Here is a 12736-nt window from a genome sequence, read left to right as displayed (position 1 = left end):
GCCCTGGCTTTCTAGAGCCTGCCGCTCTTCCGCGCCTTGGCCATGAGGCCCTGATACTGGCTGGAAATCATGTGTGATTCCACCTGATTCATGAAGTCCATGGCCACGCCCACAAGGATCAGCAAGCTCGTGCCGCCAAAATAGAAAGGCACGTTGAAGTTGCTGATGAGCAGCATGGGCAGCAGGCAGACTATTGAAATATAGGTGGCCCCCGAAAGGGTCAGCCGCGAAAGCACCGTGTCCACGTATTCCTGGGTTTTTTCACCAGGACGAATCCCGGGGATGAACCCGCCGTTCTTCTTCAGATTCTCAGCCATATCCTTGGGATCAAAAATGATGGCCGTGTAAAAATAACAGAAGAAGAACATCAAGGCCACATACAGGACGTTGTAAGCAACGCCGTGCGGCGAGAAGAAATCAGCTGCCTGCTTCACATAATGGTTGGTCGAAAACTGACCAATGGTAGCAGGGAACAGCAACAGCGAAGATGCGAAAATAGGCGGAATAACGCCCGCCGTGTTCAGACGCAAAGGCAGGTGCGAATTCTGACCACCGTACATTTTACGCCCAACCTGACGCTTGGCGTAACTGATGGGGATTCTTCTCTGCGAACGTTCAACGAACACGATGGCTACCGTAACCGCAGCCATCAAGACCACGATAACAATTGCCATGAAAATGCTCATGTCGCCAGCCTGTATAAGAGCCACAGACTGGATAACGCCGCGGGGTATGCCCACAACGATACCGCAGAAAATGATCAGCGAAATACCGTTGCCGATACCACGCTCCGTGATCTGCTCGCCAAGCCACATGACCAGCACGGAACCAGCCGTAAAGGTAGCCATGGTCACAAGACGGAAATGCCAGCCGGGTGCCAGAACCACGGGCGCGCCAGCGGGGCTGGTCATATTTTCCAGACCAACGGCAATGCCGAGGCCCTGCACCAGGGTGATAAGCACTGTGAGGTAACGGGTGTACTGCGTAATTTTACGCCGCCCCGCCTGCCCTTCTTCCTTGGCCATGCGCTTGATGTCGGGGCTGACCACCTGCAAAAGCTGGATGATAATGCTTGCCGAAATGTAAGGCATGACGCCCAGAGCGAACACCGAGACGTTGGACAGGCCGCCGCCGGAAAACATGTCGAACAAGCTGAAAAGCGTGCCGGACATGCTTTGAAAAAACGACGCCAGCGCAGAAGCGTCAACACCCGGAATGGGTACATGAACGCCAATGCGGTAGCAGCACAAAATCAGGAAGGTCCAGCCGATGCGTTTGGTCAGCGAAGCCTGGCCCGCCATATTGTTTGCCGATCCTACTGCCATGAAACACTCGTTGCGTTTGTGCGCCTGTGGCGCAGTATGTGCGCAACGTCATTGCCCGCCTCGCGGCGGGCAATGACGCCAGTGAAAGCCGTGAGGCCGCGCTTGCGCGCGGCCACCTGAATTATTCAGCGGCAGAAACCGCTTCCAGCTCAGTGACGTTGCCGCCGGCCTGGCGGATCTTTTCCGCAGCAGCCTGGCTGAACTTGTGAGCCTCCACCGACAGTGCGCCTGAGACTTCGCCGCGCGAAAGAATTTTCACGGGCGCGCCCATGCGGACAATACCGCGAGCGTACATGTCGTCAAGGGTGATGGTGGTCTTGCCCGGAAAGGCCGACACGAGCGCATCAAGATTGACGATGTCGTAGGTGACCTTAAAGGGGGCGTTTTTAAAACCGTGCTTGGGCAAACGGCGTTGCAGGGGCATCTGGCCACCTTCGAAACCAGGGCGGACACCGCCACCGGCGCGAGCGTTCTGCCCTTTGTGGCCCTTGCCCGCAGTGCAGCCCAGACCGGAGCCAGAGCCACGGCCCACGCGACGGCGGGTCTTACGCTCTTCCGGAAAAGGAAACAGATTGTGCAGTTGCATGGTATATCCTTTGGCCGTTACTCAACAACGGCAACCATATGCGGAACTTTGGCGATAATGCCCCGGATAGCCGGGGTATCCTTGAACGTCTTGACCATCTCGCGGCGCTTGAGGCCAAGGGAGTCCAGCAGTTTGCGCTGCGCAGGCGTGGAGCCAATGCGCGAACGCACGAGTTTTACCTTGATTTCTGCCATGGTTACTTCCTCGGGGCTTCCAGCTTCTTGCCGCGCAGGGCCGAAACATCTTCGGCGCTGCGCAGGGAAACGAGGCCCTGCATGGTGGCACGAAGCACGTTGTGCGGATTGTTGGTACCAATGGCCTTAGCGAGGACGTCGCGGATGCCTACGGCTTCCATGACGGCGCGCACGGCACCGCCGGCAATAATGCCGGTACCTTCAGAGGCGGGCTTCAGCATGACGCGACCGGCGCCGAAACGACCGAGCACTTCATAAGGAAGGGTGCCTTCAACAAGGGCAACCTGGACGCGGTTTTTGCGAGCGCGTTCAGTGGCTTTGCGCAGTGCTTCCGGCACTTCCTGGGCCTTGCCCAGACCGAAGCCCACGCCGCCCTTGCCATCGCCCACAACAACGAGGGCGCTGAAGCTGAAACGGCGACCGCCCTTGACGACCTTGGCCACGCGGTTGAGGGAAACGATCTTTTCGATTTCGCCCAACTCGTTCTGCTGAGTTTCAGTATTTTCCTGACGCATATTAGAACTCCAAGCCGCCTTCGCGGGCGCCGTCGGCTACGGCCTTGACGCGACCGTGATAAATGTACCCGTTGCGATCGAATACCACCTGATTGATATTCTTCTCCTTGGCCATCCGGGCAATTTCCTTGCCCACCATCTCGGCGCCGCTCTTGTTGCAGTGCATGCCGGCTTCGGTCTTGGAAAGCGTAAGGGTAGAGGCGGCAGCCAGGGTCACGCCGTCCAGATCGTTGATGATCTGGGCGTAGATGTGCAGGTTGGACCTGAACACAACCAGACGCGGGCGCACAAAGGTGCCGTTGACTTTCTTGCGGATACGGATCTTGCGGCGCTGCCGGGATTCGTTCTTGCTGTATTTCATGACGCGCCCCCCTACTTCTTGCCGCCGGACTTACCAACCTTGCGGCGGATAGTCTCGGTAACGTACTTGATGCCCTTGCCCTTGTAGGGTTCAGGCTTACGAATGCGGCGAATCTTGGCGGCCATTTCGCCCACAAGTTCCTTGTCGATGCCGGAGAGGGTCAGAACCTGACCTTCAACCACGGCCTTGATGCCGTCGGGCAGTTCAACGAGCACAGGGTGGGAATAGCCCACAGAAAGCTCGATAATGTTGCCCTTGACCGCCACGCGGTAACCGACGCCGATAACTTCCAGGCCCTTGGAGAAGCCCTTGGTAACGCCTTCAATGCAGTTGGCAAGAAGGGTGCGGCGCAGGCCGTGCTGCGAACGGCTCTGGCGGGTATCTTCTATACGGCCAAGGGTCACATGACCATCGGCCTGCTCGTAAGTGAGCAGAGAGCAGACAGGGGTGCTCAGCGAGCCCTTGGGCCCTTTAACTTCCACAACATCCGTTCCGATCTTGACTTCAACGCCATTGGGAACGGCAACGGGCAGTCTACCTATTCTCGACATGGTGCACCGCCTACCAGATTTCGCACAGAAGTTCGCCGCCCACCTTCTTCTCATGGGCGGTCATGCCGTCCAGCACGCCGCTGGACGTGGACAAAATGCAGATGCCGAGGCCGTTCTGCACCCTGGGGATGTTATGCGCGCCAACATAAACCCGGCGACCGGGCGTGCTCACACGCTTCAGCCCGCTGATGACGGGCTTTCCCTTCTGGTACTTAAGGGTAATAACAATGTTTTTTTCGGCCACGGCCACGTCTTCGACGTAACCTTCCTGCTTGAGGATGGCGGCTAAAGATTCCTTCATCTTCGAGCTCGGCACATTTACTTCCTTGTGCAGGGCCAAATGCGCGTTGCGGATACGGGTGAGCATATCCGCAATGGGATCTGTCAACATCGAATGCTCCTGAGAGTTTGGGGGCGGGGTTGACGGCACTATGCCGCCACTTCCCGCTGGCGCGCAGGGCGCGCCTCCCGGGCGTTTTCACGCCCGGAAATTTTACCAGCTCGACTTGCGCACGCCAGGCAGTTCACCACGAAGGGCCATGTTGCGGAAGCAGATACGGCAGATGCCGAACTGACGCAGGAAAGCCCTGGGGCGACCGCAAAGCGGGCAGCGATTGTAGGCGCGGGCGCTGAACTTAGGCTTGCGCTTGGCCTTTACTTCCAGAGAAGTACGGGACATGGCTTAACTCCTACTTGCGGAACGGCATGCCAAGCTGGTCGAGAAGGAACTTGCCTTCTTTGTCCGTGGCTGCCGTGGTGACGATGGTGATGTTCATGCCCTTGGGGTTTTCAACACGGTCAGCTTCCAGTTCGGGGAAGATGGTGTGTTCTTTGATGCCCAGGGTGAAATTGCCGCGTCCATCGAAACCGCGGTCAGGGATACCACGGAAGTCACGCACTCGGGGCAAGGCAAAGTTCATGAGCTTGTCCAGAAAGTCCCACATGCGTTCCTTGCGCAGGGTGACGCGCACACCAATGGGCATGCCCTCGCGCAGCTTAAATGCGGCGATGGACTTTTTAGCCCGGGTAACCACAGCTTTCTGGCCAGCAATCGCGGTAAGTTCCGCCATGGCTTCTTCCATCAGCTTGTTGTTCGAGCTAGCGGCGCCAAGGCCGATGTTCAGAGAGATCTTTTCGATACCGGGCAGTTGCATCGAAGAGGAGTAACTGAACTCCTTCTGCAGTACCGGAACCACCTTCTCTCTATATATCTTTTCAAGGCGTGTCATCGTATCACCTTATTCCATTACTTCGTTGCACTTTTTGCAGAAGCGCACTTTCTTTTCCTTGCCCTCGGACTCGATGGTCTTGTAACCCACTCGAGTGGCCTTGCCGCAGGCAGAGCAGACAACCATAAGGTTGGACACGTGGATAGGCATTTCCTTTTCCACGATACCGCCAGGCTGCTGGGCATAGGGGTTGGGGCGCATGTGGCGCTTGACCATGTTGGTCTTTTCCACAAGCACGCGATCCTTCTTGCGCAGGATCTTCAGCACCTTGCCGATTTTGCCCGCGTCCTTGCCGGCGATTACCATCACCTTGTCGTCCTTGCGGATGCGATACATTTTCATGACGGTCTCCTACAGCACTTCCGGGGCCAGCGAAATAATTTTCATAAAGTTCTGGGCGCGCAGCTCACGGGCCACGGGGCCAAAGATACGCGTACCTACCGGCTCACCCTGGTTGGAGAGCAACACAGCGGCGTTGCCGTCGAACTTGATGTAGCTGCCGTCCATGCGACGCACTTCTTTAGCGGTACGCACGATAACAGCCTTCATAACATCGCCCTTCTTAACCTTGCTGTGGGGCATTGCTTCCTTAACGGAAACCACGATAATGTCGCCCACCGAGGCGTAGCGGCGGTGTGAACCGCCCAGCACCTTGATGCAGGCAACCTTTTTGGCGCCGGAATTATCGGCCACCTGAAGCGTCGATTCTACCTGGATCATGGCACTACCCTACACGGCTTTTTCAATGATGGAGACCAGATGCCAGCGCTTGTTGCGCGAAAGCGGACGGAACTCCACAATTTTAACCTTGTCGCCCATACCGCATTCGTTCATGGGATCATGAGCCGTGAACTTCTTGCGGCGCCTCACATACTTCTTAAGCAGAGGATGCTTGACCAGGGTCTCGACGCGCACGACAATGGTTTTGTCGTTCTTGTCGCTCACCACAATGCCGGTCAGCATTCTGCCCTTGCGATCTTCCAGAGCTTGCATGTTCAGGCCCTCTGTTCCTTTTCGTTCAATACGGTCTCGATGCGCGCCACCTGCTTTCGCATGACTTTCAGTTCGGAAGTCTTTTCAAGCTGCGCAGCGGCATGCTTGAAGCGGGCGTTCATCAGTTCCTGGCGCTGCTCGGTAAGAGCCGTGCGCAGTTCTTCCACGTTCATGGAACGCAGATCCTGTGCGGCGGGCCGGGCGGCGGTTTCGGTCTTTTTCTTGGCAGCCATTTAGATGCCCTCCCTCACCACAATGATGGTCTTAACGGGCAGCTTGTGAGCGGCGCGAGTCAGCGCCTCACGCGCGAGGTCAAGGCTCACGCCCTTGATTTCATACAGCACGCGGCCGGGCTTGACCGGAGCGCACCAACCCACGGGCGCGCCCTTACCGGAACCCTGACGGGTTTCCAGAGGCTTGGCCGTTACGGGGCGGTCGGGGAACACACGGATCCACACTTTGCCGCCACGCTTGATGTGACGCATCATGGCGATACGAGCAGCTTCAATCTGCTGGCTGGAAAGCTGGCCATGCTGCACGGTTTTAAGGCCGATATCACCAAACGCAATGGTGGCGCCGCGGGTGGCCAGGCCACGCAGGCGGCCTTTCTGCCACTTGCGGAATTTAACTCTTTTGGGCGCAAGCATTACTGATCAACCTCTTTGTCAAGGATTTCACCCTTATAGATCCACACCTTGACACCAATGATGCCGTAGGTGGTGTGCGCTTCGGCAAAACCGTAGTCAATGTCGGCACGCAGGGTCTGCAAGGGCACTCGGCCATCGCGGTACCATTCGGTACGGGCGATTTCTGCACCGGCCAGACGTCCGGCGCAGGTTACCTTGATGCCTTCGCCGCCAAACTTGCGGGCCATGGACACGGTACGCTTCATGGCGCGCCGGAAGGCCACGCGGCGCTCAAGCTGCTGGGCGATGTTCTCGGCCACCAGCTGGGCGTCCACTTCGGGGCGACGAATTTCGTTCACTTCAAGAGAGAACTCGCGGCCGAACTTCTGACGAAGATCGTTGCGAAGCTTTTCGATTTCCACACCCTTGCGACCGATAACAATACCGGGGCGAGCGGTGGAAAGGATAAGCCGTACCTTGCCGCCGGCACGTTCGATCTCGATCTTGGAAACCCCGGCATGAAACAGGAGCTTCTTCACGAACGCGCGGATTTTGCTGTCTTCATAGACAAAGGCAGGGTAGTCCTTCTTGCTGAACCAGCGGGACTGCCAATTCTTGTTATACCCAAGCCGGAACCCGAACGGATGTACTTTCTGACCCATAGCCTATTCCTGCCCTTCTGCGAGTATAACGGTGATGTGGCTGGTGCGCTTGTGAATCTTGGTCGCCCGGCCCTGAGCCCGGGGCATAAAGCGCTTCCAGGTGGGGCCTTCGTTCACCACGATTTCCTTCACCACCATGGCATCCACATCAACGCCGCCCAGCTGCGAGGCATTGGCCAACGCGCTCTTGAGCACGCCGAAAAGCACGCCAGCGGGCTTGTTGGGCGTGAAGCGCAGAAGGTTCATAGCCTCCTCCACTCCAAGACCCTGCACGTTCTTGGCCACAAGACGGGTCTTGCGCGGCGAAACGCGCTGGAATTTTGCAATAGCTTTAGATTCCATATGCCTACCCTACTTCTTGCCGGCCTTGGCCTTTTTGTCGGCGGCATGCCCATGGAAGGTACGAGTGGGCGAAAATTCACCCAGCTTGTGGCCAACCATGTTTTCGGTAACGAACACCGGCACGAACTTCTTGCCATTGTGCACCGCAAAGGTCAGTCCCACCATTTCGGGCAGGATGGTCGAGCGGCGCGACCAGGTCTTGACTACACGGCGGTCGCTGTTGGCCACGGTGCTGTCGACCTTTTTCATCAGATGGCCGTCAACAAACGGCCCTTTTTTCAACGATCTCGGCATGAGCTACTCCTACTTCTGGCCGCGGCGTTTGATGATCAGCCGGGAAGAGGCCTTCTTCTTGTCGCGGGTCTTGTAACCCTTGGCAGGCATACCCCAAGGCGACACAGGATGACGGCCACCAGAGCTTCTGCCTTCGCCACCGCCCAGGGGGTGGTCGATGGGGTTCATGGCAACGCCGCGAACCTTGGGACGACGACCCAGCCAGCGGTTGCGGCCAGCTTTGCCCAGAGAGATGGTTTCGTGATGCACATTGCCAACCTGACCCACGGTAGCCACGCAGGTAGCAAGCACCTTGCGCACTTCGCCCGAGGGCAGACGCAGCAGGGCGTAGTTGCCTTCCTTGGCGACCAGCTGGGCGTAGGTACCGGCGGCGCGGCACATCTGGCCGCCCTTGCCGGGGTAAAGCTCAATGTTGTGCACGACGGTACCCACAGGGATGCGGGCCATCTGCAAAGCATTGCCGGGCTTGATGTCGGCCACGACGCCATTGCGCTCGTTGATGCCGGACATGATTTTGTCACCCTGTTTCAAGCCAACCGGAGCGAGGATGTAGCGCTTTTCGCCGTCCGAATAATGGAGCAGCGCGATACGGGCGGTACGGTTGGGATCGTATTCAATGTGCGCAACAGTGGCTTCAACGCCAGCCTTATCGCGCTTGAAATCGATGATACGGTACAGACGCTTGACACCACCACCACGACGGCGGCTGGTGACTCGACCCAGATTGTTGCGACCGGCCTTTTTGGTGAGGCCTTCAGTGAGCGACTTCTCAGGGCGCGTCCGGGTGATTTCCTCAAAGTCGGAAACCGTCTGGAAGCGACGCCCCGCGGAGGTCGGTTTCAGCTTGCGGACAGCCATGATTACACTCCCTCGAAGAACTCAATTTTATCGCCCTGGCGCAGCGTAACATACGCTTTCTTCCAGCCGGGCTTACGGCCTACAACGCGACCCTGGCGCTCCCTGTTCATGGGGGCGCGGCGCACAACGTTGACCGCTTCCACTTTAACATCAAAAGCCTTTTCCACGGCCAGCTTGATTTCAAGCTTGTTGGCCAGGGTATGAACCATAAAGGCCACCTGCTGGGCTTCGTCCTTGATCAAGGTCGTCTTTTCGGTCAGCAGGGGCTTGAGCAGAACAGAAGTAGTTTCCATCTTACGCCCCCTTCTTTGCGAAACGCGCCTGAACAGGTTCGATAGCGCCTTCAAGCAGAACGAGCTGCTTGTGCTTGAGGATTTCAAGCACGCTCAGGCGATCGACAGTGGTCAAGGTGAGACCCGGAATGTTGCGAGCGGAACGAACCAGCGCGCTGTCTTCTGCGGGCGTCACGATGAGAGCCTTGGAAAGGCCCAGCGTGTCGGCAACCTTGGCGAAATGCTTGGTTTTGGCTTCGGGCAGTTCAATACCCTTGACCACCATCAGGGTTGCGGCAGCCAGGCGGCTCGACAGGGCCATCTTCATGGCCAGGGCGCGCACCTTGCTGTTAACCTTGAAACTGTAATCGCGGGGGCTGGGTCCGAAGATAACGGCACCACCGCGCCAAATGGGCGAACGGTTGGAGCCAGAGCGTGCACGGCCCGTACCCTTCTGCTTCCAGGGCTTAGCACCGCCGCCGGAAACCAGCGCACGGGTCTTTACCATATGCGTGCCGGCACGTTTGGCCGCCATCTGGGCGCGCGCCACGAGATTGAGGATTTCGGGCCTCACCTCGATTTCGAACACGTCGGAAGCCAGCGTGATTTCGCCGCTTTCCTGCTTGTTCTGGTCATATACTTTCACGGTAGCCATTGCTGCTTCCTCTACTGCTTGCGGATCAGCACCAGCCCGTTCTTGGGGCCGGGCACGGAACCTTTGACCAGAATGACGTTGTCCTCAGGACGCACATCAACGATGGTCAGGCCCATTTCCGTAACGGTTTCATTGCCCCAATGGCCCGCCATTTTCCGACCCTTAAAAACGTGGCCAGGAAAGGTGTTGTTACCAATGGAACCATTGTTGCGGTGCACCTTTTCGCAGCCGTGGGTATCTTTGGAACCGGCGAAATTCCAGCGGCGCATACGCCCCTGGTAGCCTTTACCCATGCTTGTGCCGGTCACCTTGACCGTATCGCCTGCGGCGAAAATTTCAACGGTCAGTTCCTGACCCAGCTCCTGTTCCGGCGCACCCGCAAGGCGGATTTCGCGCAGATGGCGGAAAAGACCCTTGCCAGCCTTGGCAAAGTGTCCCTGCAAAGCCTTGGTGCTGTGCTTTTCCTTAGCGGGGGTCAGCGCGATCTGAACGGCGTTGTAGCCGTCCGTCTCCGCAGTTTTGACCTGGGTGACGGGGCACGGACCGGCCTCTATCACCGTGACAGGCACGGCAGCGCCAGCGCCGTCAAATATGCGGGTCATACCAAGTTTGCGACCCAAAATTCCCATTTTCTCAGCCATGACTGCCTCTCGCTAGAGCTTGATTTCCACGTCCACACCGGCGGGCAACGAAAGCTTGCCCAGCGCGTCGACGGTCTGCTGCGTGGGTTCCAGGATATCCATGAGCCGCTTGTGAATGCGCATTTCAAACTGCTCACGGGACTTTTTGTCCACATGCACGGAACGCTGCACGGTGTACTTGTGAATGTTGGTGGGCAGGGGAATTGGTCCCGCCACACCGGCACCGGTATTGCGCGCCGTATCCACGATTTCCGCAACGGCTTTATCCAGAATGCGGTAATCGTAGGCTTTGAGCTTGATCCGAATGCGATCGCTGCTAACTGTCGTCATTGTGCCTACTCCGTTTGCAAAAACATCCCGCGCGGCCTTTTGGGCTAAGAGCGCGGGCTCCTTCACAGCATACGCGGGCCATGAAGCATGGCCCGAAGGGCCGACCTCACCCTGGCAAGGAACGGAAAACGGAGCAACGTAAGGGGTTGCGCTAATGCGCGCATCACGCCTGAAATTTCAGGAAGAATTCGGAAGATTGGACGCCTGAACGCGCCTGCATCATCCGCGTGATGCTCCCCAGCGTCGCCCAGGCTAAGCCACTCCATAGAAGGAGCGGCCAAGCGGTCCCGCAGGGTCACCAAATGGGGGCTATCCCCCTACCTTACAGCCCCGGGTCACGCGCGGCCTGGGGGCTGCGGTGGGATCCGTCTTTGGGCTGGAACGGCTCGACATTGTCCGGCATTCGGTAACGCCTGCACATGTCAAAACCCTCTGCAACCAGATACTCTGGTCGCTTTGGGTGCATCAGGATGGGCTCAACCCACCCTTCCCTGCCGTCCAGGGACGCCGATAAAAATTGCTTCTTATCGCGCGGAGATTTTTTCTATCCAAGTTCCCCTTGAACGTCAAGCCATTTTTGCATTATTTTTATCGCGTCATCAAGGTTTTTTGCCGCGCCAATCATACTCCTTGACGCTCACCCCTGCAAAAAACTAAAAGAGCCGCACCCCTCCGGCAATTTGCCAAGATGACTCCCTTTTGTCGCACAGTCTTCACCATTTTGCGCTAACTTGTCATCTTGGCTGTCAATATTTTCAGGAGATCCCATGTCCATGATTGATGCCGCAAACAGGGCAAAACTTAATTCATACCAAGACACTGTCATTAATTATATTACGAAAGAGAATGGACATATCCTGGCAGTGAGCGATGACCAGGCCTTTTGCACGCAGTTGCGCCTTACCCTTGCCAAAGAGATGGGGCTTACGGCGCAGAGCAATTTTACCGCCACTGCGGACCCCCGCATGATGCTGCGCGAGCTGCGCGACATACTGGCGCGGCACCCAGCACCACTTATCTTTATGGAACGCAGTATCGGCGGACAGGATCTGAGCTTCCTCGTGGGCCAGATCAAGCAGGCCTTTACCGCGCTTAAGATTATTGTGCTTACAAGCGATGTGCAGCGCGACCGCCTCATGCTGCTCCACGAGGTCGGGGCGGACAACTTTATCGCCAAGCCTGTTTCTGCCAATACGCTCATTGAAAAAATGGCTTTTACCCTGAGGCCGCAAAGCAAGCTGGGGCAGGTCATTGACGTGGCAAAGAAACTGTTGGCGCAAAAAAAATACGATATGGCTTTGACCGCCTGTCAGAAAGTTTTGCAGCTCAAGCCTGGCAGCGCTGCGGCGTTTCTGCTTATGGGCGATATTTTTCGCGCCACCCAGCAATACGACAAAGCCCGTATTGCCTATGAATCTGCCGCCAAATCTGCCGATCTCTACCTCGCCCCGCTTCAACGCCTTGCAGAAATGTACGCGGAAATAGGGGATGTGCCCCAGCAGGTACGTTACCTCGAAAAGCTGGATTCGATCTCGCCCCTCAACGTGAACCGCAAGGTCAGCCTTGGTGAGGCTCATCTTGCCAACGGCGATGTGGAAAAGGCCGAGGCCTTTTTTGAAAAAGCTGTGGTGCAGATGAACCGGGAAGCTGCCGATGGCCTCAGCGCGCTTTCAAGCCGCATTGCCAGCATTTATGGCGAGCGCGACCCGGAGAAGGCAGAAAAATTTCTCCGCAGCAGTCTGGAAGCCAAGGGCAAACGACTTGGACGGGAAGATCTGGCCCTGTTCAACCAGCTGGGCATCAGCCTGCGCAGGCAGGGCCGCTGGCAGGACGCCATTACGGAATACAAGCGCGCCATCAAAATCGCCCCTGATGATCCAACGCTCTATTATAATGTAGGCATGGCCTTTGCTGAAGGCGCGGATTTTATTCAGGCCAAGGCAAATCTGGTAAAGGCTCTGGATCTGGAACCAGAAATGGTCAAGAGCAGCGCTTCCATCGCCTGTAACTTTGGAGCGGTCTTTCTTCAGTCGGGCGACCGTGACAGGTCGGTACAGTTTTTTCAGTTGGCCCTTGCCCTCAAGCCCGGCATGAAACTTGCCCTTCAAGGCTTGGAGCGCGCAAAAAAATGATTCTGTGAGGTTGCCTGCTGGCACGGGTATTGGCGCACTTGCACCTCCCCACCGGCTCTCTAACCAATAATATTTTTGCCGCGTCACATTGCCAACCGCAATGTTATGTCTTATTTTTAAGAGATGCCGTGAATTGTCCCCTTTGGGGTAAGACATTGCGCTTTAAGCAT

Annotated in this window: 23 protein-coding genes; 1 reads left to right on the top strand and 22 read right to left on the bottom strand. The window is 57.0% G+C overall.

Features of this window, described 5'->3' with window-relative positions; all coding sequences use genetic code 11:
• Positions 1-11: 11 nt before the first annotated feature.
• The 22 genes from secY to rpsJ all read right to left on the bottom strand — a co-directional run bounded on the left by secY (position 12) and on the right by rpsJ (position 10434).
• The gene (gene secY, locus G449_RS0104745; protein WP_022658167.1) at positions 12-1325 is read right to left on the bottom strand and encodes a preprotein translocase subunit SecY; all 1314 of its coding nucleotides are present in this window, start codon (positions 1323-1325) and stop codon (positions 12-14) included.
• A 121-nt stretch (positions 1326-1446) separates the two neighbouring features.
• Complete coding sequence (gene rplO / locus G449_RS0104735) at positions 1447-1911, bottom strand: 50S ribosomal protein L15 (RefSeq protein WP_022658165.1); 465 nt, start codon at positions 1909-1911, stop codon at positions 1447-1449.
• Positions 1912-1928: 17 nt separating this feature from the next.
• The gene (gene rpmD / locus G449_RS0104730) at positions 1929-2105 is read right to left on the bottom strand and encodes a 50S ribosomal protein L30 (protein ID WP_022658164.1); all 177 of its coding nucleotides are present in this window, start codon (positions 2103-2105) and stop codon (positions 1929-1931) included.
• A gap of 2 nt (positions 2106-2107) precedes the next feature.
• Positions 2108-2620: a 30S ribosomal protein S5 gene (gene rpsE / locus G449_RS0104725; RefSeq protein ID WP_022658163.1), complete on the bottom strand. Its 513-nt coding sequence runs from the start codon at positions 2618-2620 to the stop codon at positions 2108-2110.
• Position 2621: 1 nt separating this feature from the next.
• Positions 2622-2981: a 50S ribosomal protein L18 gene (gene rplR, locus G449_RS0104720; RefSeq protein WP_022658162.1), complete on the bottom strand. Its 360-nt coding sequence runs from the start codon at positions 2979-2981 to the stop codon at positions 2622-2624.
• Between the two features lie 11 nt (positions 2982-2992).
• Positions 2993-3532, bottom strand: a complete 540-nt coding sequence (gene rplF, locus G449_RS0104715; RefSeq protein WP_022658161.1) for a 50S ribosomal protein L6 — start codon at positions 3530-3532, stop codon at positions 2993-2995.
• Positions 3533-3542: 10 nt separating this feature from the next.
• Positions 3543-3923, bottom strand: coding sequence for a 30S ribosomal protein S8 (rpsH, locus tag G449_RS0104710; protein ID WP_022658160.1), 381 nt, complete (start codon positions 3921-3923; stop codon positions 3543-3545).
• A gap of 102 nt (positions 3924-4025) precedes the next feature.
• A complete protein-coding gene (locus tag G449_RS0104705; protein ID WP_012624307.1) occupies positions 4026-4211 on the bottom strand; it encodes a type Z 30S ribosomal protein S14 in 186 nt (61 codons plus the stop codon).
• A gap of 10 nt (positions 4212-4221) precedes the next feature.
• Positions 4222-4761 carry a 50S ribosomal protein L5 gene (gene rplE, locus G449_RS0104700; protein ID WP_022658159.1) on the bottom strand — a complete coding sequence of 180 codons (540 nt, stop codon included), beginning with the start codon at positions 4759-4761 and terminating at the stop codon, positions 4222-4224.
• Positions 4762-4770: 9 nt separating this feature from the next.
• Positions 4771-5103, bottom strand: coding sequence for a 50S ribosomal protein L24 (gene rplX / locus G449_RS0104695; protein ID WP_022658158.1), 333 nt, complete (start codon positions 5101-5103; stop codon positions 4771-4773).
• Between the two features lie 9 nt (positions 5104-5112).
• The gene (rplN, locus tag G449_RS0104690; protein WP_022658157.1) at positions 5113-5481 is read right to left on the bottom strand and encodes a 50S ribosomal protein L14; all 369 of its coding nucleotides are present in this window, start codon (positions 5479-5481) and stop codon (positions 5113-5115) included.
• A 9-nt stretch (positions 5482-5490) separates the two neighbouring features.
• On the bottom strand, positions 5491-5754 hold the full coding sequence (gene rpsQ, locus G449_RS0104685) for a 30S ribosomal protein S17 (RefSeq protein WP_022658156.1): 264 nt from the start codon (positions 5752-5754) through the stop codon (positions 5491-5493).
• 2 nt (positions 5755-5756) lie between these two features.
• Positions 5757-5987, bottom strand: coding sequence for a 50S ribosomal protein L29 (gene rpmC / locus G449_RS0104680; protein WP_022658155.1), 231 nt, complete (start codon positions 5985-5987; stop codon positions 5757-5759).
• A complete protein-coding gene (rplP, locus tag G449_RS0104675) occupies positions 5988-6401 on the bottom strand; it encodes a 50S ribosomal protein L16 (protein WP_022658154.1) in 414 nt (137 codons plus the stop codon).
• The gene (rpsC, locus tag G449_RS0104670) at positions 6401-7042 is read right to left on the bottom strand and encodes a 30S ribosomal protein S3 (protein ID WP_022658153.1); all 642 of its coding nucleotides are present in this window, start codon (positions 7040-7042) and stop codon (positions 6401-6403) included. The genes rplP and rpsC overlap by 1 nt, the downstream gene beginning before the upstream one ends.
• A gap of 3 nt (positions 7043-7045) precedes the next feature.
• Entirely contained in the window at positions 7046-7384 is a 339-nt protein-coding gene (gene rplV / locus G449_RS0104665; protein ID WP_022658152.1) for a 50S ribosomal protein L22, read from the bottom strand.
• Positions 7385-7393: 9 nt separating this feature from the next.
• Positions 7394-7678 carry a 30S ribosomal protein S19 gene (rpsS, locus tag G449_RS0104660; RefSeq protein ID WP_022658151.1) on the bottom strand — a complete coding sequence of 95 codons (285 nt, stop codon included), beginning with the start codon at positions 7676-7678 and terminating at the stop codon, positions 7394-7396.
• 9 nt (positions 7679-7687) lie between these two features.
• Positions 7688-8536, bottom strand: a complete 849-nt coding sequence (gene rplB / locus G449_RS0104655) for a 50S ribosomal protein L2 (RefSeq protein WP_022658150.1) — start codon at positions 8534-8536, stop codon at positions 7688-7690.
• A 2-nt stretch (positions 8537-8538) separates the two neighbouring features.
• The gene (gene rplW / locus G449_RS0104650) at positions 8539-8829 is read right to left on the bottom strand and encodes a 50S ribosomal protein L23 (protein WP_022658149.1); all 291 of its coding nucleotides are present in this window, start codon (positions 8827-8829) and stop codon (positions 8539-8541) included.
• A 1-nt stretch (position 8830) separates the two neighbouring features.
• A complete protein-coding gene (gene rplD / locus G449_RS0104645) occupies positions 8831-9463 on the bottom strand; it encodes a 50S ribosomal protein L4 (protein WP_022658148.1) in 633 nt (210 codons plus the stop codon).
• An 11-nt stretch (positions 9464-9474) separates the two neighbouring features.
• On the bottom strand, positions 9475-10104 hold the full coding sequence (rplC, locus tag G449_RS0104640) for a 50S ribosomal protein L3 (protein WP_022658147.1): 630 nt from the start codon (positions 10102-10104) through the stop codon (positions 9475-9477).
• Between the two features lie 12 nt (positions 10105-10116).
• On the bottom strand, positions 10117-10434 hold the full coding sequence (gene rpsJ / locus G449_RS0104635) for a 30S ribosomal protein S10 (protein ID WP_022658146.1): 318 nt from the start codon (positions 10432-10434) through the stop codon (positions 10117-10119).
• 863 nt (positions 10435-11297) lie between these two features.
• On the opposite strand from rpsJ, the gene G449_RS0104625 reads away from it, so the two are divergent.
• Entirely contained in the window at positions 11298-12566 is a 1269-nt protein-coding gene (locus tag G449_RS0104625) for a tetratricopeptide repeat protein (RefSeq protein ID WP_245559814.1), read from the top strand.
• Positions 12567-12736 lie beyond the last annotated feature (170 nt).

Source organism: Desulfovibrio desulfuricans DSM 642 (assembly GCF_000420465.1).
Classification (GTDB): Bacteria; Desulfobacterota; Desulfovibrionia; order Desulfovibrionales; family Desulfovibrionaceae; genus Desulfovibrio; species Desulfovibrio desulfuricans.
This window is presented reverse-complemented; position numbering and strand designations above follow the sequence as displayed.